The 21,012-nt window shown below is 54.1% G+C and carries 17 protein-coding genes; 5 read left to right on the plus strand and 12 right to left on the minus strand.

The features are described 5' to 3' along the window. The first annotated feature begins 209 nt into the window (after positions 1 to 209). Positions 210 to 2,072 (plus strand): RICIN domain-containing protein, encoded by a 1,863-nt coding sequence (locus PMX60_RS09890; protein WP_271747777.1) that lies wholly within the window; start codon positions 210 to 212, stop codon positions 2,070 to 2,072. On the opposite strand, the gene PMX60_RS09895 is transcribed toward PMX60_RS09890, so the two are convergent. From PMX60_RS09895 to PMX60_RS09950, 12 genes are all read right to left on the minus strand, one after another. Beyond that, entirely contained in the window at positions 2,069 to 3,310 is a 1,242-nt protein-coding gene (locus PMX60_RS09895; RefSeq protein WP_271747778.1) for a Coenzyme F420 hydrogenase/dehydrogenase, beta subunit C-terminal domain, read from the minus strand. The two genes, PMX60_RS09890 and PMX60_RS09895, sit on opposite strands and share 4 nt — an antisense overlap. Positions 3,311 to 3,325: 15 nt before the next feature. Then, the gene (locus PMX60_RS09900) at positions 3,326 to 4,729 is read right to left on the minus strand and encodes a lipopolysaccharide biosynthesis protein (protein ID WP_195239716.1); all 1,404 of its coding nucleotides are present in this window, start codon (positions 4,727 to 4,729) and stop codon (positions 3,326 to 3,328) included. Next, the gene (locus PMX60_RS09905) at positions 4,729 to 5,805 is read right to left on the minus strand and encodes a polysaccharide pyruvyl transferase family protein (RefSeq protein ID WP_195239714.1); all 1,077 of its coding nucleotides are present in this window, start codon (positions 5,803 to 5,805) and stop codon (positions 4,729 to 4,731) included. The genes PMX60_RS09900 and PMX60_RS09905 overlap by 1 nt, the downstream gene beginning before the upstream one ends. 3 nt (positions 5,806 to 5,808) lie before the next feature. Continuing rightward, on the minus strand, positions 5,809 to 6,843 hold the full coding sequence (locus PMX60_RS09910) for a glycosyltransferase family 2 protein (protein ID WP_271747779.1): 1,035 nt from the start codon (positions 6,841 to 6,843) through the stop codon (positions 5,809 to 5,811). A gap of 529 nt (positions 6,844 to 7,372) precedes the next feature. After that, positions 7,373 to 8,368: a glycosyltransferase family 2 protein gene (locus PMX60_RS09915; RefSeq protein WP_271747780.1), complete on the minus strand. Its 996-nt coding sequence runs from the start codon at positions 8,366 to 8,368 to the stop codon at positions 7,373 to 7,375. Continuing rightward, the gene (locus PMX60_RS09920) at positions 8,361 to 9,476 is read right to left on the minus strand and encodes an EpsG family protein (protein ID WP_271747781.1); all 1,116 of its coding nucleotides are present in this window, start codon (positions 9,474 to 9,476) and stop codon (positions 8,361 to 8,363) included. The genes PMX60_RS09915 and PMX60_RS09920 overlap by 8 nt, the downstream gene beginning before the upstream one ends. 194 nt (positions 9,477 to 9,670) lie before the next feature. Then, a complete protein-coding gene (locus PMX60_RS09925) occupies positions 9,671 to 10,663 on the minus strand; it encodes a glycosyltransferase family 2 protein (protein ID WP_195239706.1) in 993 nt (330 codons plus the stop codon). A gap of 4 nt (positions 10,664 to 10,667) precedes the next feature. Continuing rightward, positions 10,668 to 11,501, minus strand: a complete 834-nt coding sequence (locus PMX60_RS09930) for a glycosyltransferase (protein WP_271747783.1) — start codon at positions 11,499 to 11,501, stop codon at positions 10,668 to 10,670. Beyond that, a complete protein-coding gene (locus PMX60_RS09935) occupies positions 11,502 to 12,167 on the minus strand; it encodes a sugar transferase (protein WP_271747784.1) in 666 nt (221 codons plus the stop codon). Between the two features lie 121 nt (positions 12,168 to 12,288). Further along, positions 12,289 to 12,879, minus strand: coding sequence for a hypothetical protein (locus PMX60_RS09940; RefSeq protein WP_271747785.1), 591 nt, complete (start codon positions 12,877 to 12,879; stop codon positions 12,289 to 12,291). 323 nt (positions 12,880 to 13,202) lie between these two features. After that, complete coding sequence (gene thrS, locus PMX60_RS09945) at positions 13,203 to 14,966, minus strand: threonine--tRNA ligase (protein WP_271747786.1); 1,764 nt, start codon at positions 14,964 to 14,966, stop codon at positions 13,203 to 13,205. 233 nt (positions 14,967 to 15,199) lie between these two features. Then, positions 15,200 to 15,631, minus strand: coding sequence for a double zinc ribbon domain-containing protein (locus PMX60_RS09950; protein WP_055251579.1), 432 nt, complete (start codon positions 15,629 to 15,631; stop codon positions 15,200 to 15,202). Positions 15,632 to 16,036: 405 nt separating this feature from the next. Between PMX60_RS09950 and PMX60_RS09955 the strand changes: the two genes are divergently transcribed. From PMX60_RS09955 to PMX60_RS09970, 4 genes are all read left to right on the plus strand, one after another. Further along, a complete protein-coding gene (locus PMX60_RS09955) occupies positions 16,037 to 17,491 on the plus strand; it encodes an NAD(P)/FAD-dependent oxidoreductase (RefSeq protein WP_271747787.1) in 1,455 nt (484 codons plus the stop codon). Between the two features lies 1 nt (position 17,492). Further along, entirely contained in the window at positions 17,493 to 18,854 is a 1,362-nt protein-coding gene (locus PMX60_RS09960; RefSeq protein ID WP_271747788.1) for an NAD(P)/FAD-dependent oxidoreductase, read from the plus strand. 3 nt (positions 18,855 to 18,857) lie between these two features. Beyond that, positions 18,858 to 19,493, plus strand: a complete 636-nt coding sequence (locus PMX60_RS09965) for a DUF1667 domain-containing protein (protein WP_271747789.1) — start codon at positions 18,858 to 18,860, stop codon at positions 19,491 to 19,493. A 229-nt stretch (positions 19,494 to 19,722) separates the two neighbouring features. Further along, a complete protein-coding gene (locus tag PMX60_RS09970) occupies positions 19,723 to 20,811 on the plus strand; it encodes a M24 family metallopeptidase (protein WP_271747790.1) in 1,089 nt (362 codons plus the stop codon). The last annotated feature ends 201 nt before the right edge of the window (positions 20,812 to 21,012 follow it).

Genomic DNA, 21,012 nt, shown 5'->3' on the forward strand with positions numbered 1-21,012 from the left:
AGGCCTGGCGTTAGCATGTCGCGATTCAATCTCGAAAACAGCATTGCCCAGTTGACAAAACTATAGGAACACCCCCCCTTACTCCCCTCCCAACATTCCCCAGAAAGTTCGCTGATGTTGACTGGGGTTCCCGTAAAATAAACCGCGTGCGGAGTGCTGGCCTGGAGCTGCCTTCGGACCCTATTGGCTGCCCACCGAGAGGCTCCGCTATGAAACGATCCCTTTACTACCTGCTCTGCGCGATCGCGTGCACGTCTATGGTCAGCGCGACGATGCCCATGGCAGCCATTGCGGAAGCCATCCAGCCTCAGGCAACAGCCACGCAGCAGGCGCAAGCCGACGCCACGAGCAGCGGCACAGGCAAGGCTGAAGAAGGCACCAACACAAATGCGACAGCAGATTCCGCAGAGGACAGCACCGCAACATCTACCGCCACCAGCCAGACCGACCCCGCGGACGCCAACACCGCAGACGCCGCCGCAACCACCACCCCCGCCCCATCCCCCCGAGCCCCAGCCAACCCCACGCCCGAGGCCATCTCCACCACGTCACAAACCACCTACGCCCACTCCGCCACGGCAACCCAAAACGGCTTCACCTTCACCGTCTCGTGGAACGACGCCCCCGCGGGCACCGCGACGATCTTCCACGTAACCCAGGCCAACGGCTCGTCCCAGGCCAAGGCGCGCATGGACGTGCCCACCTATTGGGACGGCGGCAGCCACGAAAGCGTCTGCGACCCGTCGCGCCAGGCATGGTCCAGCTACTACACCCTGGGCACCGCGGGCCACGACTTTACCTTTGACTTCACGGCGTCGGGCACGTACCGCATCTACTTCTACTTTATGGACAACGACAGAAACGACCCCCAAAACGACAAGGGGATCTACTACCTGCGCACCACGGCGGAGGTGACCGTAAACGACGCCGCCCGCCCAAGCGTCACGCAGATCGTCAACGACGCCGTGGACCTGTGCAGGCAAGAGACAAACGGCTCGGAATACGACATGGCGCTATGGCTCCACGACTGGACGCTCGACCAGCTGGAGTACGACCACAGCCTCAACTGGTGCTCGGCCGAAAGCGGCCTCACGCGCCACCAGGACACCTGCGAGAGCTACCAGCGCATCTACGCCAAGCTCCTTGACGCCGCGGGCATCGCCAACGGCCGCATCACCGGCAACGGCCACACCTGGAACGCCGTAAAGATCGACGGCAAATGGTGCCAGATGGACCTAACCTGGGACGACACCAGCGACAACTGGTACGGGGACCTGGACCAGCGCCATCTGTACTTTGGCCTGACCGACGAGCTCATGGCAATCGCCCACTCCGACCACACGGCAAACTACCAGAAGGACGGCTACGCCTACCGCTCGACCGACCTGTCCAACAATTACTTTGCGCGAAACGGCAAGGCCGCTGATTGGGCAGAAAAGTATGCCGACCGCATTCAACAGCACTTGGATGCCAAGGAAGAGAGCTTTTCCATCGATGCCGACAACCAGTCCTTCCCGCCGAGCATCTCGGGGATTCAGAACGGGACTGTTGCGTACGCAATGAACCAGAGGGAATGGAAAGTTCAAGGCGCCAAGGTTGAGCTTACTGCGGCATCAAACGTCACCAAGGAATCGAACAGCAAATGGAGCGCTAGGTACGACCTGGCAGCAAAATACCGAATCGCAACATTAGAGAAAGTTATAGACGACGGCTCCTACCGCCTCGCGGCCGCCCTCGACGCCCGGATGGCCGTGTCGGCCTCCGCATCGGGCTGCTCGCTGTCCTCGGGCGCGGGCGCCCTCTCCCTCGAGCGCGACGGGGCGACGGGCCTCTACAGGGTCTCCTCGGGCGGCCTGATGCTGACCGAGTCGGGCAACCGGGCGGTGCTGGCCGAGGCGGACGGCTCCGCCTCGCAGCTGTGGCGCGTCTCGGCCCTGGGCGGAGGCCGCTACTCATTCACGTCCGCCTCCGGGCTGGCGCTGGACGACCGGGGGCAGCGGACCTCGGAGGGCAACACGGTATGGCTCTACGAGCCCAACGGGGGGCCCGCCCAGGCGTGGCTTCTTACCTAGTCTGCAAGATCTTTCAAATACTTTTTGACAATCTCCCGAAATGATTCAGGGAGAAGCCTTCGTGCTATTTTCTTAGTATAAAAAAATATTCCCCGCTCACGCCTTTTATACATACACTCAATGGCATGCCAACCACCTTCGACAAATGCGTCAATATAGAGCTGTCTGTCTTTTGGAAGGGTGCTCGGGCGGCGGAGCTGATCGTTGCCTTTAGCGATATCGTCAAATTCGACAGGGTACAAGTCCAGAGCGTTGCTGGATTCAATAAACTCCCTGCCGCGGTCGTTATTCACGAGCAAGCAGGAGACACCTTTCATCTGATTAAACTTCTCAGCATCTTTCAAAACGTCGGGCCTATTAACGTCGACGCCCCAAAAATCACCGATGGTAAGATCGCCGGCGCGAAATCTCCCTGCATAGGGGCACCTATAGCAGCTATCGCGAAGAGTCTTGAGGTTCAGGAACATGTCGTAGTAGGGGGATTTCGCCGCAGGAATGGTGACCTCTCTTCCGTCCTCAAGAAGAAGAAATAGAAGAAGAGAGTTGTCCCACCCCTCGCGCTTGCACCTAAACCGGAAATCAACCACGGGAGACCCAAGCTGTCTGCCATAGCCCTCAACGCAATCCGCGAACATGCGGCCGGAAGGGACGCCGTGGCAGACCAGGTCAACGGTTGTCAGGTTCTCATAATCGCCTCCGAGAAAGCCCCTAAGGCCGGCGACTTGGCAAGGCGTACCGCAGAAAAGAACCCGCCTCCCCTCGCGAAGGTCCGCCTTCACGTCGGCAAAACAAGCTCCTGCATCACTCTGCACATATTTTGAGTTAAGCAGTGGACGAAGCCCGTCAACGCTCGCCGCGCGACGGTGCCGCACCCGAAGGATGCTCCCCTCGCGCTCATAGGCAGCGCCATATGCGACCCCACCAGAAGCAATAAGCTCACGCGCAAATGCACCAAAAACGCCACCGGAGGCGGACTCCGAGACATCGTCCCTACCGGCGGCGGCAAAGAACGGTCCGGCGGAATTAGAGCCTATCCCTCGGTTAAGACCGCACGCCTTAATGCACGCGCCGCAGCCAATGCAAAGATCACCATCAATTACAGGAAGAACGAACCCATCCTTACCCTCGGACATGGTAACGGCGCCTCTAGGGCAACTAGCGGCACACGCTCCACAACCGCAGCAATGCGATGGCGACTCAAACAGCGTGGGAATTTCTTCCCTTTTCACAGTAGACATGCAGTTACCCCCCCCCTATTTATGAACCGAAAGCAACTTGCGCAGAATGTCCGCATTCATATAACCGAAAAAAGCCAACGCAATTGCAAGACAGGCAATAGCGCTCAAAAAGCCAGCACCGTAGGCAGACAGATAATAAAAGGCGAACACTCCAAGAATTGAAACCAAAGTCAGAATCTGCTCAGCCCGGTCTTCGACAAGCTTCGCAAACTTAGCGACTTTAATCCTGCGGTACTCATTCACCACGATCATCGCCAAGAGGGTTGCAAAAGACGCTCCATATAGACCAAAGCGTGGAATCAACAAGACACACAGCAGGGCGCAAAGAGCAGCAGACACCGCAGTAGTGGTTCCCATAATTCCAGTCTCTTTATGTGCGGTGAAGATACCGCCATAAAAACCGGAAATATTGCTGAAGTACGTCGCCAAGAGCAATATCGGTACATACAACATGCCCTCGCCGAATGAACCCTTAATCAGGACGCCATACACAAGAGGCATAAGCGCGGACATAAGCAGAACGACGCTCATCATGAAACGCCTTAGCGCCCGATACACAGAGTTATAGAAAGCCGACTCATCCTCATCAGAGTTTAGGGCTCGAGCTGAACTCTCCTTCCAAGACTGATAGAAAAAGCCATACACCTGATCCATGATACCGGGGAACTTGTACGACACTGCATACACGCCGGCAGCAGAAGGCCCAAGCGTACTCATGATAATGAGCCTGTCCAGCAAGTTATTAATAGTCCAGGAAACCTTATTAGGGATGAGCGGAAATGAATACCGTAGAAGGTTTAAAGCATAGGAGATAGAGAGAGCCGACGGATCGATATAACGCCAGAGCCTCCGCATTACCATGAACACGAGAGCAACACCGCCCTGCGCAATGACCGTTGCAGATAGCATACCCACAACGCCCCAGCGAAGAACGGCGATAAAGAGAACATTGAGCAAAATGGTAAAAGCACTCGCGGCAAAGTTCATGACGGAATATCCCACGGTATCCCCGAAACCACGAAGGACAGCAGAAGCCATCTGCAGAAGCGCGCCAGCAACAACAAGTCCCACGACCCAGCCAAGATTTTCAGGCTCAAAAAGCAACCATACCAGAATCGCCATGACTGCAAAGCATACGCATCCGGCAAGAAGTACAGCGCATGACGCTGTCACGGCTGTAGACCGATCCTCATCGGTACGGCAGTCAATGAGAAACCGAAACAGCGCTTCATCCATAAGCAGCGAAACCGCAGGAACGCAAAATAAAGCAATAGTATTGATGTAGTCTACGGTGCCGTAATCAGCAGTGGAAAGAACCGATGTATAGAGCGGAAGCAGAAGAAACGACACGAGCTTTGTTGCCATGCCGCCAACTGCGATAATGCCGGTATTTTTGATAAGTCGGCTTGTCTCTCCCATTACGAAAGCGCCTTTCTAAGATAAGCCCACGAATGCTCACGCAGAGAATCAAGAAGAGAGTCCACATCACCCCAGTCACAAGGGGGAACATCGTCGGCACACATAACGTTGACGCAACGGTCAGACAGCCCGATATTGCCCAACAAGTCGCGCATACGCGCACCAGACTTATCTGTTGCATATACGCGGAAGGGCTTATGGAAGAGAACAGAGAATACAGTTGCATGAAAGGAATTGGTAACGATGAGGTCTGCGTGTGCGATAAGAGAAACGAACTCTTCAGGGCCAACGCCAAACAGGTTAATTGAATTCGGGATATCTAGATTATTCTCAGATATATAAGCCACCTTCATGCCTGTTGCCTCCGTCATCGCGACGGTGCTCTCGATAAGCTCAGGACATTCACGCAAAAGATACATGAAAATATATTCACCTTGCAAGACATCTTTAGATGCCATGTCGGTATAGTCATCGGATTCCAACAAAAGTGTGGGATCTAAAACAACGTCGATAGGCGTATCGACAAGTGGCTGAAATAGCGGAACCGTCTCCTCCTCGCGAACAGACAAAAAATCAAACCTTGAAAGTAAATCGGATACAAGTTGCTCATCAAAATTCTCCGGTCTAAAGAAAGTGTGAGCAAGACTGGGAGCGTAAGCAACTCGTCGACTATCTCCGGCAAATGAAAGGAAATAGGGGCCAACAACACCTTGTGTGCAATCGAGATTCCAAATTTGATCGCTTCCGCAAATAAAACAATCAAACTGCTCAGCGAGTTCGTACATATCACTTTCTTTTTTCCAGAAATACGGTCTCTTTGTAAGCCTGAAATACTTTTTAGAAAATTCCGCGAATGCAGCCTTTCTAGACGACTGCTTACGCCAACAGCGCATTGCGCGCAGCGTCATCTTCGGGTGGCGAGGTTGGAAAAACCTATATTGCTCATAGTCACGAGAACGATAGTCGATTATTCGCACCTCATGCCCCATGCCTTTCAAGACTTCTTGAAGCGCATAAGACTGAAGTGCAGACCCGAAATTTAAAGCACCGTGGAAAGTAATCGTTCCAATCTTCATTATTTATCTGTTCCTGTTCACCCAAATATGAATAGCATCTGAAAGGCTGAGTCCAGTTACCCCATCAGCAGCTAGAGAAAGCGATGCGAGAAGATAGCGGCTGTAATCCGAAGTGCGCAGAGCCTTCTCAATATCCTTCCATCTACCATTCATCGAAGTACTCACTCTGCTGAACTCATCAATTGAATTGAACGTGTCACAACAACAAGCAAATAAAATCTTACGAGCGCAGTTGTCCAGAGCGACAGTTCTCCCAAGCAAGAGCGGTCCGAACAAAGGAAAAATGCGATTGAAGTCTTCCTGACTATAATTAATCCCCAGCTCTGCACGTAAAGAAATCAACTCATCAAGAACCCAATACGAATCAAGCCCTTTAACATTCGTAGGGGTAGACTGCATTATGGATCCAGGACGGATTCGGTAATAATAGCCACTCAAATCATAACAAGGTTCATCGTTAAAGCGACAATCTATCCATACCGGATGAATCAGATCTTCGTACCATGCACCAACGGGAAAACCTAGTCGATTCCAGACTTCACGACGATATAGCCTGCCCCACGGCACCATCCAACTAGCTCTATCGTTCTCTATCTCGCCAAGCAAACCATCATCAGACATATATCTAAAAGTCGATGTAACGAAATCCGCAGATGTTTCATCGAGTCTGCTCCGCATATCCTCAAGATACCCTGGCCCGATCATGTCATCAGAATCCACGAACATGATGTACTTACCGCGAGAAACTCTAAGACCCGCATTACGTGCTGCGGAAAGGCCGCCGTTTATTTGGTGAATTACAAGAACATTAGGCATTAGTCCATACAAATCGGCTATAACGCCAGAATCATCTTTAGACCCGTCATCTACAATAATAACCTCAAACTTGCCAGAAAACTCCTGTGTCACAATGGAATCAAGGCAAGGTTTGAGGTATTTTTCAACGTTGTATACAGGCACAATAATAGAAATGTCGTAAGATATGCCTTCCTTAAAAACAATAGGCATGAACATATTGGATGGTCTCTTGGAAACCATGCTAAGCTTCACCTTAGACGCATAGGATATAGCATCGGAACGACGACATAACCTAAGTAAACCATCATAAATAGGGCTAGAAAGTAGAAGTTTTATAGCCTTCTTAATTAAATTAAGAATATGCAACAACTGACTCCTCCCATCTTCAAAGTCGAATAAATATGCGCTTCCATCAATTCGAACATTTAAGTTATGATGCCCCAACATGCAATCAACAAGACCAATCGCAGACGGCACCCCATAGAGGAATAGACTACAAACAATAAATCACAAACGAAAGCGTCTATTGACTCACCCAGACCATGGGGGCGTTGAAGAACTTCTTTGAAAAAACGTGCAAAGACCAGCTTCTAAGCATCGACCGAAATAACTAAAGCCCAAGGAATGAATACACCGCACGACAAGACTGAACCTTTGATATCGGTTCAATCGTAAATTCTTGTCACTTAATTGAAAGCTAAGGACAAGCTCGGTCAGGACTAATAATGCTCCAACTAAATATATTAGAAAAAAGCAATAATGACCTGCATTATACAAATAGACGACGGAGACATTTAAAGCAGCTTAGTAAGTGCCGAGCAGAAAAAGAAACGATACTGCAATTTGACAAAACAAGACTATGAACTAAGTCCGGACAATTGCTGATTCGACTCTGATACTCGCTTTTAATTGTTTTATCAAATTGCCTTTTCACCTCTTTATCCACTTCACAATGCCAAAGAACTTCATCAAGATCACAATAGTGTCGACAGATACCCCTTTTGGCATTTTTTACTGAATCGCTCGACCATTCACTCGCATAACGAATCAACTCGTCGCTTACAAAGCTCCAATCAGTTATCTGATCCTCTTTAAACTGCTTCGTACTATTAGCGCCATGCTGACGATAGTAGTAAAGCGGCTCGTCAATGTGAAATAAACTCTTTGCAATATCGAAAACAGGAAGAAGTTGACAAAGATCCTCACCGTGCATAAGGCCAACTCGTTTCGAGTACCACTCATCACTGGCAAACAAATCTCTCCGAATGACCTTATTCCAAACGCTATTGAAATCGCATCCGCACAACAGGTTTTTAACAGCATCAAAAGATTCGCCCGTATGCATACCAGAACAGATATCAACTTTTAACGAGGGTTTAATAGGAATCAATCCCATGGTAAAGTCAAATGAAATGATATCAGCACCAGTCGAGGCAATTACATCGCATACCTTTTTGATGCAGCCTTCAAGAAGAGCGTCATCGGAGTCGAGCGAAAGAATATAACGCCCACTCGCCTTACGAAGACCGTCTCGACGTGCAGCGAGAAGACCTTCGTTGTCCTTATGAATAACGAAGGCTCTCTCACGCTTATCGCAATAAGCATCGCAAATCTCGGGAGATCCATCGGTGGAACCATCATCCACAAGAATCACCTCAAAAGAGCCGGTCCCTTGAATATCAATAGATTCCAGACAAGCGGGAAGAAAACGCTCGGTGTTATATACCGGTACAACAATACTGATGTCAGGCGTTTCGTCATGCATAAATAACTCCTAATAGCGCCGACGAATACGGAAAAAGATCGCAGCTGCCGCCATATACAAACGTAATGACAAAATAAAACACGAAAAATAAAAAGCCCAGAGTTCCAGTTAGAAACCGCTCTCTACCAAGGTTTTCAGATAAAAAGGGGTAAACCAAACCTGAAATGAAAAGAAAAGGGAAACTGAGTCGAATTAGCTCAGGACTGATGCTCGCAAATTGAGCGAATAAGGAAGAAATTATGCCACAGCTCGTATAAAAATTAAGTGTCCATCGATCAATGCTCGTGGTCAAACCCTTACTACCCAACATCCATATAGCAAGGCAAAATAGAAAATAAATAAGCATTGTGATATTAAATGAGCCCATTCCAGCGTGTTTGATCTGAAAGCTATATGACGACGTAAATAGAGACACAAGCTCCATTACATCCGGTCCAATCATAATAACACAAATAGCAAAAATGATAACGCCAACGCATGCAAGAAGTGCAACGGTCTTGTATGAACGTTCGTGTCTGCGGTTGAAGCATGAAATATAAATAATCCAAATTAAAAGTCCTATGATAGACATTTTGTGAAAGCCAACTGCAAGAGCCAAATAAACAATAGCGGGGACGCGCTTCTCACGGAACAGCTCATAGAGCATCATGACGAGCATACTAGTAGCAAGACATTGCCTAATTATGTTTAACGTATAACCGAACACAACGAAACAAAGAAAGAAACCTACGACAGGATACCCGCGAGGATACAACTTCCTAACAACTAAAATATAGGGAAGGAGAACGATGGCTTCACAAAGAAAAAGAACAGCGTGGAAATCACCAGTCAGTCTCCCCAGGATCCAGAAAAGAATTACGAATAGCGGCTCTTGATCTGAGCAAGCACCCATAGCACCTGTGAGCGAATAATACTGCGAGGCGTAAAAACACCTGAGAGGATATGCCGAGGTATCGGTACCGACAGATGCATCGCGCAGCCCCGCCACCAAACAAAGGGGGAGAACCGCGATAACCGCTAGAAGAAAACTGACGCGCTTATTAGGTATCTTTACCGAAAAATATAGCAATGCAATATGGGACACAAAGGCAATGAAATAGATTGGCATCTCTACACCTGCTTTGCATATCGTTTGTAAACCGTCGATTTACCTCCGGTCGAAACCACGTCGAAAACACCAACACAGCAGTTAAACACATCTTGAAAATAGATGTTATACAAAAAGCTGCCATGGCATTCAGTAACGTTAAACAGATGCGCGCTAATAGAAAAACTCACCTTATCAACCTTTTATCACGGGAGTTACCCGATAGCCTTACCAGAAATTGCAGCATATAACGCATAGAAAGCGTTATGAACCCTAGGAGAGATAGAAAAGAGAGCACAGCGTAACCTCCATTTTGAACAAGCATATGGGTTCCTCGACGCCCTCCAGGCAAGCCCTCGAGCATTCCTCAAATATTTCTGGGCGTCAGCCTTACTATCAAATCCGTCCGGATCAACCCTCATTGCAACGCGGAGCGTACAGAATGATTGAAAACACTCAAACTCGCCCTGAAATTCAGACCCGGCAAATCGTCGAACAGTCTCAATAGTCCTGTCCATGTCTTTAGCATGCTTGGAACCCTGCTTTCTGAGCGTTGTAATGGAACCAGGTCTCGTCACGTATGCATAAAAGCACGCATCAGAGAATGCAACCTTTTGAATTTTGGAACAAATTTTAGCAATTACGCCCATGTCTTCGAAGAGCTGCCCCTCAGGAAAGACAAGGTCGTTAATAAGAGATCGTTCAAAGAGCTTTCCGCACGCAGAGCCGCTCTCACCGCTTAATAAAAGTAATTTTCGTAAATGCTCAATTCCAGATTCAACATGGAATTCTACATTCTGCCCCATCTTATAGTTATCAAGAACAGGCGTCTTCGCAAAGGAGCCGATAACGAGCGAAACTTGATACTTGTCAGCCGCTTCGACCATCAACTCAACAGTTCGCGAATCAATCAAATCGTCCCCATCAACATACATGACATAATCGCCGTGGCACCTTTGAGTACCAAAGTTACGAGCAGAAGAAAGACCGCCGTTTTCCTTATGCAAAATCTTAAATCGCGTGTCTGATCCAACGGCATCTTCAATAAGATCAATAGTATTATCAGTACATCCATCATCCACAATAATATATTCGATATTCGAATAAGTCTGACCAAGCAATGAGTTTACGCAAGGAAGCGCGAACATACCCACGTTGTACATGGGGACAATGACACTAACCAGAGGCTTAGCAACATCAGAAGCCATATATCTAAGACCTCCTGAGAACAAAACGATATATCAACGCTCTAACGGAATTTGGCATCAGACAGACGACGGCATGCGGTAAATAAGAACAGATATAATCGCATTTTGTGAAATAGCCACGCTCAACTTGAGCACGCTTAAATGCTTTAGCGTACTTAAGATACTGCGAGCCCCCCCTGCGAGCATAGAAATCCCCACTAACGCGCATCGCAACAAGCGGTTCCTTCAGGTTATCCGCCTTGCAGCCACATGCGAGCATCCTGTTAAAAAGGTCCCAATCCTCAAAGTAGAGAAAATCGGAACTGTAGTTACCAGCCTCCATGACTTTCGACTTTCTAAACGTCATAGGAGGATGACGAAAGGGATTTCGCCTTTTGGAATAAGAACGTATAGCGTCGATGCCCTTGGGAAGATCTGTGGCCGCAACAGGTTCATTGGGAGTCGTGACGAATTCGATAACATCGCTTCCGACCATATCGAGACCACTATCAATAGCGGCAAGCTGTTTCTCCATACGATCCGGACGAGCTATATCATCAGTGTCCATGCGTGCAACAATTTCGTTAGAGCAAGCAAGGATGCCTTGGCGCAGTGCATACCCAAGTCCATGGTTTTTTTCATACGAAACAAAATTGAACAGTCCGGGATGCAGGAAGTCATAATCTTGGAGCACGTCTTCAAGCTCATGCGTAAGCGGACCATCCTTGACCATGACGATCTCGGCAGGAGAAACCGTTTGATTCAGCATGCTGTCTAAAGCTTGAATTAAAAAGGCAGGATTTTCTTTTTTGTAAATGCTCATCAACACACTGTAAGAAGAAGAAAAGTTTGTCTGCATCTATCGTCCCGTTCTCTTCTTTCCAAACATGGCACCAAAAGTGCCAGTAAAGCACTTCCAATCCATCGCAAAACAACGGTTTTGGACATAGCGAAGCTCAATCTTCTGGCGCAGGCCGCTCTCGAAGGTTGCCTCGTTACGATCGGTTGCCTGCCACAGACCAGTAATACCGGGCTGAACAGAGAGCAGCTCAGCCTTTTCCTCGTCGGAAAAGTGCTGTTCAAGCTCATCCCTTGTAATGGGACGCGGTCCAATAACGGAAAGATCGCCGTTAAGCACGTTCAGGAACTGAGGCATCTCGTCGATAGAGCACTTACGAATAAACTGACCAATCTTGGTAATACGAGGGTCATCGTCAACCTTGCGTTCGACTTCCCACTGATGTAGCTGCTCGGGACTCAGATACTTCTGTACATCGCCAGCATCGGCGACCATACTACGAAGCTTAATAATCTTGATAGTCCTTCCGCCTCTGCCGACGCGCTCTTGCGTATACATGGGGCTGCCGGGCGATTCGAGACTAATGAGCACGCACACGATGGCGATAGGAATAAGCAGCAGTACGCTCATCAAAAGACTGAACACCAGATCAAACAGCCTCTTAATAAAGCGGTAACCAAGCGTACCGCTCGGCTTAATCTCTTTAATAGCTAGTGCATCCCCCATTGATGCACAGCTCTCTGTCATTTCCTTAGCAGCCACAGTCAAACTTACGTCCCCGTTCCCCAGGGATCCCCCAATCGGTAAATACAAAAAAGCGTACGAACAGCCGGTACAACGTCTCCCTTTACGTTTTGCTGGGAACGTCAAGCGGTAGCAGCTCCCTAAAAGCGGAGTCGCCTTCGCCCACGTCCACCAGGCACCAGCGCTTATGACGGTCGATCTTCTTTACACGGGCCTCTTGCCCCACTAAGGGCCCTTGCTCTATGTGCAGCACGCCGTCTTCTATGCGCGCGACGCTGTTGCGCACCACGCCGTCATCGTCCAGTATGCTGCGGTACCAGTCCTGTACATCGTCCGGCATGGGCATGTACGCCCGCTCCCTACTGCCGGCGATGCGACAGCCAAAGCTCAGCTGGGCCAAAGCCCTATCAAGCGCGGCGGCATCGTGCGTAGCGACGAAGAAATATTCCTTGTACATGGGTTTGGTCTGGAGCGACCAGGCACCGTCCCGCTTAAACCAGAACTCCTTTTGCATTACAAAGGCGTCTTTCATAAGCTCGTGCGAGATAATGCAGCGGACCTTTTCGCAGGTCTCGCGCTCTTTTCCATTGGGGGTGTGGACCAGATACCAGCGGACGCGACCGTGCTGGCTGTTGGTGGTGACGCCGTTAAATGCGCCTGGCAGCCGCTCTTGGCGCCGTGCCGTCTGTTCCATGCCCCCCCCTCTTTTGGCTTTGCGATGCACACGAAATGCAGGGGCGTTTAGAACAGGCTTCTCGCTCGCAGCTAGGCGCAGTCGCAAAAGTACAGGTTTTTGTAGAGGGGTATGGAGATGTACCTACTAGCAGTACATTTTGCGTAATCTGGGCAAACGCCGATTAATTGCTTGTATAATGTCGTCTGTCGAAAGATACAAAAACCTGTACCTTTTTGTGCAACAAAAAAAGCCGCTCAACCAGCGGCTTTTCTTATTTCGGCATGAAAAAGGCGACCGCCCTTTGTGGACGGTCGCCTATGTTAATTGTTGTGAAGTTTGCCTTAGGCGCGAGTCTTGATCTCCTCGAGAACCTTGGCAACAAACTCATCAACGGTCATCTGAACGGTCTCGTTGGAGCGATCGCGGACGGAGATGTTGCCGGCCTCGACCTCCTTCTCTCCCAGGATGAGCATGTAGGGCACGCGGTCGATGCTGCGGGCCTCGCGGATCTTGTAGCCGATCTTCTCGTCGCGGTCGTCGCAGACCACGCGAATGCCGGCCTCCTCCAGCTTGGCGCACACCTCGTGGGCATAGTCGCGGCTCTTCTCAGAGACGGGAAGCGCCTTGACCTGTACGGGAGCCAGCCAGGTGGGGAACTTGCCCGCAAAATGCTCAATCAGAATACCGATGAAGCGCTCGATGGAGCCAAAGCACACGCGATGCAACATGATGGGGCGCTTCTTGGTGCCGTCGGCGTCCACGTACTCCAGGTCAAAGTTGAGCGGCATCTGGAAGTCGAGCTGAACGGTACCGCACTGCCAGGTACGGCCGAGCGAGTCCTCCAGATGGAAGTCGATCTTGGGGCCGTAGAAGGCGCCGTCGCCCTCGTTGACCTCGTAGTCCATGCCCAGCTTCTCCAGAGCGGTGCGCAGGCCCTCCTCGGCGCGCGCCCAATCCTCGTCCGAGCCCATGGAGTCCTCGGGGCGGGTGGAAAGCTCAACGTGGTACTTAAAGCCAAACTTTTGGTACACAGAGTCGATGAGGTTAACCACGCCCACGATCTCGTCGGTCAGCTGGTCGGGACGCACAAACAGGTGGGCGTCGTCCTGGTTAAAGCAGCGCACGCGGAACAGGCCGTGCAGGGCGCCACGCAGCTCGTGGCGGTGCACCAGGCCAATCTCGCCGGCACGGATGGGCAGCTCGCGGTAGGAGTGCGGCTTAGAGGCGTACACCAGCACGCCGCCCGGGCAGTTCATGGGCTTAATGCAGTACTCCTCGTCGTCGATGACGGTGGAGTACATGTTGTCCTTGTAGTGGTCCCAGTGGCCCGACGTCTTCCACAGCTGCTTGTTCATGATGAGCGGCGTGGAGATCTCCACGTAGCCGGCCTTGTGGTGGATCTCGCGCCAGTAGTCCAGCAGTGTGTTCTTAAGGATCAAGCCGTTGGGCAGGAAGAACGGGAAGCCGGGGGCCTCGTCGCGCATCATAAAGAGGTCCATCTCGCGGCCGATCTTGCGGTGGTCGCGCTTCTTGGCCTCCTCCAGCATGTGCATGTGCTCGTCGAGCTCTTCCTTGGTGGCAAAGGCGACGCCGTTGATGCGGGTGAGCATCTTGTTGTCCTTGTCGCCCTTCCAGTAGGCGCCCGAGACGCCGGTGAGCTTAAAGGCCTTCAGAGCCTTGGTGTAGCAGATGTGGGGGCCGACGCACATGTCGATGTAGTCGCCCTGCTGGTAGAAGGTGATGCGGGCGTCGTCGTCCAGGTCGCCGATGTGCTCGACCTTGTACTTCTCGCCGCGCTCCTCCATAAGGGCGATGGCCTCGGCGCGGGGCTTCTCGTACACGGTGAACTTGAGGTTCTCCTTGACGATCTTTTTCATCTCGGCCTCGATCGCGGGGAAGTCGTCCTCGCTGATCTTGACGCCGTCGGGCAGGTCGACGTCGTAGTAGAAGCCGTTGTCGGTCGCGGGGCCGTAGGCAAAGTCGGCCTCGGGGTACAGGCGCTTGATGGCCTGCGCCATGATGTGCGCGGCGGAGTGGCGGATGACGTGCGTGACCTCGTCCTGCGGGAGCTCGGCCACCGAACCGTCATTGTAGAGTGCCTTCATGGGTATGTTTTCTCCTCTCGGATGCCTGATGCAAGTGTGTGTGATGCGCTCGGCGTTTTTGACTTGCATCATTATAGGCAGGTTGCCTTGGTATACAAGCGCCCGCCGCACCTTAATGGCACGGCGGGCGATTTTCTACGCATGCTTCATCGTGTGGGCGGGGCGCGGGGTGCGCGTGGCTTGCGCGGGACGCACGGTACCCGTGGCTTGCGGCCGGCCAGGCGATGGATGCGTTACTGGATGCGAGTTCGGCAGTAGGGGCAGACCTTCCAGTGCGCATCGAGCGGGCGATGGCAGCTGGGGCACACGTTGCGAACCTGGGTATCGCACACCGGGCAGACGACGAAGTCCTTCTCGATGGGCGCGCCGCACTGCGGGCAGGTGCCGTACTGGGCAAGCTGGCGCTCGCGCAGGGCCATGTCCAGCTCCTGCTCCTCGCGGTCGGACGCGTAGGAGTGCGGACGCAGGACCAGGTAGGCAATGAGGCCTACAAACGGGATGAGGGCGATGATGCCCCATGCCACGTAGGCGCTGGCGCCGCGGCGGCGAGCGTCGATGAACACATAGACGACCGACAGCACGTACAGGGCGATGATAAAGCCAACAAAGGCATAGACGACGCCCATGAGCTGCGGCGACATGAGCTCGGAGATGTACTTGGACATTACGGATACCTTTCGGAATATTAACAGTCCGGTCAAGTTTACCACGGGGTTTGTTTATATGGGACCACGGCCGGGTACGGGGCCGGCGCGGACACAAACATCTCAATCTGTAACAGCTGGGAGCGGAATCCGGGTCTAGATGTTACAGATCGAGACACAGGGGTCCCTCCCCGACTTCAATCTCGATCTGTAACATCTTGAACCCAAATCCTCGTCTAACTGTTACAGATCGAGACGAACGGTTGCCGTAGTTGTCGGCAGACGAGGTTGTCGACGTTGCCGGGTCTCCCCTCGTCTGCCGTTGGCGGGTGTTGCGGGGCTGTTCGCCGCATTGCCGCCGCACTGGGGGTGTGCGGACCGTAGGATAGTCTTATTGACGGCCTGTCAACTCGTCTGGGAGACACTGTGACAGAAACGTTTGATATCACGATTGTCGGCGCCGGCATCACCGGATGCGCCATCGCGCGGCAGCTCGCGCGATTTGACCTGTCCATTTGCGTGGTCGAGGCGGCTAACGATATTGCGTTGGGCGCATCGAAGGCCAACGGCGGCCTGGTGCACGCAGGCTACGATCCGGCACCGGGAACCGTAAAGGCGCAGGTCAACGCCCGCGGCTGCGAGTTGTATGGCACTTGGTCCCAGGAGCTGGGATTTTTGTTCCGCCGCACCGGGTCGATGGTACTGGGCTTCAACGATGAAGACCGCGCGCACCTGGAGAAGCTGCGCCAGAATGGCCTTACCAACGGCGTGCCCGAGCTGTCGATTATCGGCCCCGAGCGCATCCGCGAGCTGGAACCGCGTGCCAGTACCGACGCAACATGCGCGCTGTGGTGCCCCTCGACTGGCTTTGTCGATCCCTTTGAGGTCGCCATTGCCGCGATGGAAAACGCCGTGGCCAACGGGGTGACGTTTATGCGGTCCGCTCCGGTGGAAGCGATTGAAGTCGCGGGCTCGGGCGACGACGCGCGCTTCACACTGGCGACCCCCGTTGGCAACGTGCGCTGCCGCTATCTGATAAACGCCGCGGGCAACGGCGCCGCCGACATCTCGCATATGGCGGGCGCCGAGGAGTTCCATATGGTCTGGCGTCAGGGCAACATCGTGGTGCTGGACAAGGAACCGCGCACGCTCATGCCGCTCTACCCCGTGCCGACGCCGGTGTCGAAGGGTGTTATCGTCACGGGCACCGTGCACGGCAACACCGTGATCACCGCCACGGCTGCCGTGCGCGAGGCGGGCGACACGCAGACCTATGCGAGCGATGTGAACGCGCTCCTGACCGGCGCGCGCAAACTGGTGCCCGATCTGGACACGCGCCGCGTGGTGCGCGCATTTGCCGGCGGGCGTCCAGTCATTCAAGGAACGAACGACTTCTTTATTGGACAGTCGGCCGTGGTGCCGGGGCTTTTCCAGGCGGCGGGCATTCAGTCGCTGGGCATGGCGAGCGCGCCGGCCATTGCCGAGCTCATGGAGCAGGTGATGCGTGAGGCGGGCGTGGAGCTGCACGAGCGGGCGGACTGGAACCCGATTCGCCGCGCGCCGGACGACTTTGACCGCGCACCACTGGCGCGCAAGGAAGAGCTAATCGAGTCCGACCCCGCGTGGGGCCAGATTATCTGCCGCTGCGAGACGGTGCCCGAGGCCGAGATCGTGGCCGCGATTCAACGCCGACCGGGCGCGGTTTCGGTCGAGGGCGTCAAGCGCCGCTGTCGTGCCGGCATGGGTCGGTGCCAGAGCGGGTTTTGCCAGAGCCGTGTGGTGGCGATCCTGGCGCGAGAGCTGGGCTGCGACCCCAGCGAGGTGTTGTTGGAGGACGCAGGTTCTTGGCTGGTTGAGGGACCGCTGAAGGGGGTGCGCTAGGATGGCGGAATTCAAATCGAGCGCTACAGACAGCGGTGCCGTTGAGTCAGTACCGACGCAAGCGTTCGACGTGGTCGTTATCGGCGGCGGACCTGCCGGCATGGCGGCCGCGCTTTCCGCGAATAAGGCCGGCGCGCGCGTGGCCATCGTGGAGCGCGAACAGAACCTGGGCGGCATCCTCCGCCAGTGTATTCACCCCGGTTTTGGCCTTTCGCACTTTAAGCAGGAGCTCACCGGTCCCGAGTACGCGCAGCGCTTTATCGATCAGGTGCGCGAGACCGACATTACGCTGTTCCTGGACAGTATGGTGATTGGGATTGATTCGGGCAAACCTGCGAAAGACACCACGGTCCACACCGTCACGCTCATGAGCCCCGCCGGCATGCTGCAGCTCACCGGACGCACGGTCGTCCTTGCCATGGGGTGCCGCGAGCGCACCCGCAGCGAGATCAAGATCCCCGGCAGCCGTCCCGCCGGCATGTTTACGGCCGGCCTAGCACAGCGATACATCAATATCGAAAACCTCAAACCCGGCTCGCGCGCCGTCATTTTGGGCTCGGGCGATATCGGGCTGATCATGGCACGTCGCTGCACGCTCGAGGGGATTTCGGTCGAAGGCGTGTACGAGCTCATGCCGTACGCCAACGGTCTGCGCCGCAATGTAAAAAACTGCCTGGACGACTTTGGAATTCCGCTGCATCTGTCCACCACAGTCACGCGCGTGATCGGGCACGACCGCGTGGAAGCCGTCGAGGTGAGCCAAGTCGACGAGCGCCTGGCGCCCATTTCGGGGACCGAGCGCATTGTTCCGTGCGACACGCTGCTGCTTTCGGTAGGCCTGATTCCCGAGAATGAGCTTTCGGTTGCCGCGGGCGTAGAGCTTGACCCGCGCACGCGCGGCGCCGTGGTGGACCAGAGTCTGCAGACGGGTGTGCCGGGTATCTTTGCCTGCGGCAACGTGCTGCACGTGCACGACCTGGCCGACAACGTGACGACCGAGTCCGAGAGGGCTGGCGCAGCTGCGGCGGCGTACGCACTGGTCTGTGGTGCTGTGGCCGATGCGGACGCTGCGGGCCCAGGCTGCCAGCTCACGGTCTCCCCCGTCGGCATTGCGGGCTACGCGCTGCCGGGACGCATTACGGCTGTGGCACTCACCAAACTCAACTTCCGCGTATGCCGACCGGTCAACGCCGCCTGCGTACGAATCCTAGCCGACGGCAAGGAGCTGTTCGCCGGCAAGGTCCGAGCGTTTAAGCCGAGCGTTATGGAAAGCTTCCCGCTGCCGGCAAAGGTGATTCAGCGCACACTCGACCTGGGTGCCAGCGAGATTGTCCTATCCGTCGACCCCGTCGAGGAGGCATAAACTATGAGCGATAACGTGATCGAAACGCTCAAGTTCAACTGCACCATCTGCCCATCCGAGTGCCTCCTGACCGTGGAGGTGGAGCGTGACGCAGACGGCGCCGTGGCAGAGGTGCGCTCCGTGACCGGCAACAGATGCCCGCGCGGTGATAAGTTCGCACATCAGGAGCTCACCTGCCCCATGCGCGTGCTCACCACAACCGTGGCCGTATCTGGCGGCGACGAGGCGCTGCTACCCGTGCGCACGGCCGAAGCCATCCCGCTAGAACTCCACGCCCAAGCCATGGCCCTCATCCGAGGCCTGGTCGTCAACGCCCCCATCCGCATGGGCGACGTCGTCCTCCCCGACCTCCTCAACACCAACATCAACCTAATCGCCAGCATGGACATCGACCGAGCCCAAGTAGCTAATTGGGGACGGGCTCTTTTAGCTACCCCGCCATCCACCCCGCCCCTCCTCAATTGCGGTGAAATAGTTCCTGATTTCCGCCAAAACCCCGGCATCCAGGAACTATTCCACCGCAACTATCCTTGGAATCGGTATTTAGCCTGTGTCTACTTTAGTGTCATTTCAAAACTATGCCGGATTACGGGGCCGATTCGTAGACCCCCATCCATACCGGCAATTTTCGATTTTTGATAAGCCGTCTACCTGCGGTTTTAAATTCGCAATTATTTCCATGGTCAAGCAATACAGGTCCAGCCCCGTAATCCGCCATACTTTTGAAACCAGCCCATTTGGGACTGGCCTCTTATGGCTACTTTTACCTATTAGCCCGCAAGTTTGACGCAGCTAAAATAGCCCCGTCCCAAATTGACTACCCTGGCATTGGGGATACCATGGTGGCAGCCTAGCGAAAGGATGTTTCATGGCACATGTCGATGAACAGCGTGTGGCGCGCGTGCTCGATGCGCTCGAGGCTCAGCACCCCGGCGCACAGCTGCTCGTAAACGATCCGTGGTCGATCTATTACCTGACCGGCTTTTATGCCGATATGTTCGAGCGTTTTTGCGGTGTGCTGCTCGCGAGCGATGACGAGCCCGTAATCTTGGTCAACGCCCTGCATCAGCTGCCCGAGTACGACAATGCCCGCGTTACCTACCACACCGATACCGATGTCGTGGCCGATGCCATCGCGCGCGAGATCGATCCGACCAAGCCGCTTGGCATCGATACCGTCATGCGCTCCGGCTTTTTGATGCCCCTTCTGGAGCGCCACGCCGCAAGCGAGTTTTTCCTGGGCGACTTTGCCGTCACCGCCGCGCGCACCTACAAGGATGCCGCCGAGCAGGAACTCATGCGTGCATCTTCGGCCGCCAACGACGCCGTGATGGCCGACGCGATCAAACTCGTCCACGAGGGCGTAACGGAGCGCGAAATTGCCGACCAGATGCTCGGCCTGTATCGAAAGCACGGCTGCGAGGGCTTTAGCTTTCCGCCGATCGTGAGCTTTGGCGCCAACGCCGGCGACCCGCATCACGAGCCCGACGACACCGTGCTCAAGCGTGGCGACGTGGTGCTGTTCGACATTGGTGGACGTCGCCGCAACTATTGCTCGGACATGACGCGCACGTTCTTTTGGGGCGAGCCGGACGAGGAGACGGCACGCATCTACGACATCGTGCGCCGTGCCAACGAGGCCGCCGAAGCGCTTATCGCGCCGGGCGTTCGTATGTGCGACCTGGACCGCGCCGCGCGCGACGTGATTGAGGATGCGGGCTATGGGCAGTACTTTACGCATCGCCTGGGTCACTCGATCGGCCTGCAGGATCACGAGCCGGGCGACGTCTCGCTCGTCAACGAGCAGGTTGTCGAGCCGGGCATGACCTTCTCCATCGAGCCGGGCATCTACCTCCCCGGTCACACCGGCGTCCGCATCGAGGACTTGGCCTTGGTGACCGAGTCCGGCGTCGAGATTCTCAACGCCTACCCCCACGATCCAGTCCGCCTAGACTAGGCAATGCGGCAAAGGGACAGCCCCTTTGCCGCATCACATGAATATCGCCACAAAAACGGCCTATCTACTACGTTTAACCCGCATGGGTCGACCATAACCGACTTTTCGCAAAATCCGCAAGCCGTCTACCTGCACTGATAATTGTTCTCGGGGGAAGCGGGCACTGCGGGGCGCGGCAACGGCGCGCGATTTCCGCGTCGC

It is taken from the genome of Collinsella aerofaciens (assembly GCF_028206995.1).
Classification (GTDB): Bacteria; Actinomycetota; Coriobacteriia; order Coriobacteriales; family Coriobacteriaceae; genus Collinsella; species Collinsella aerofaciens_AQ.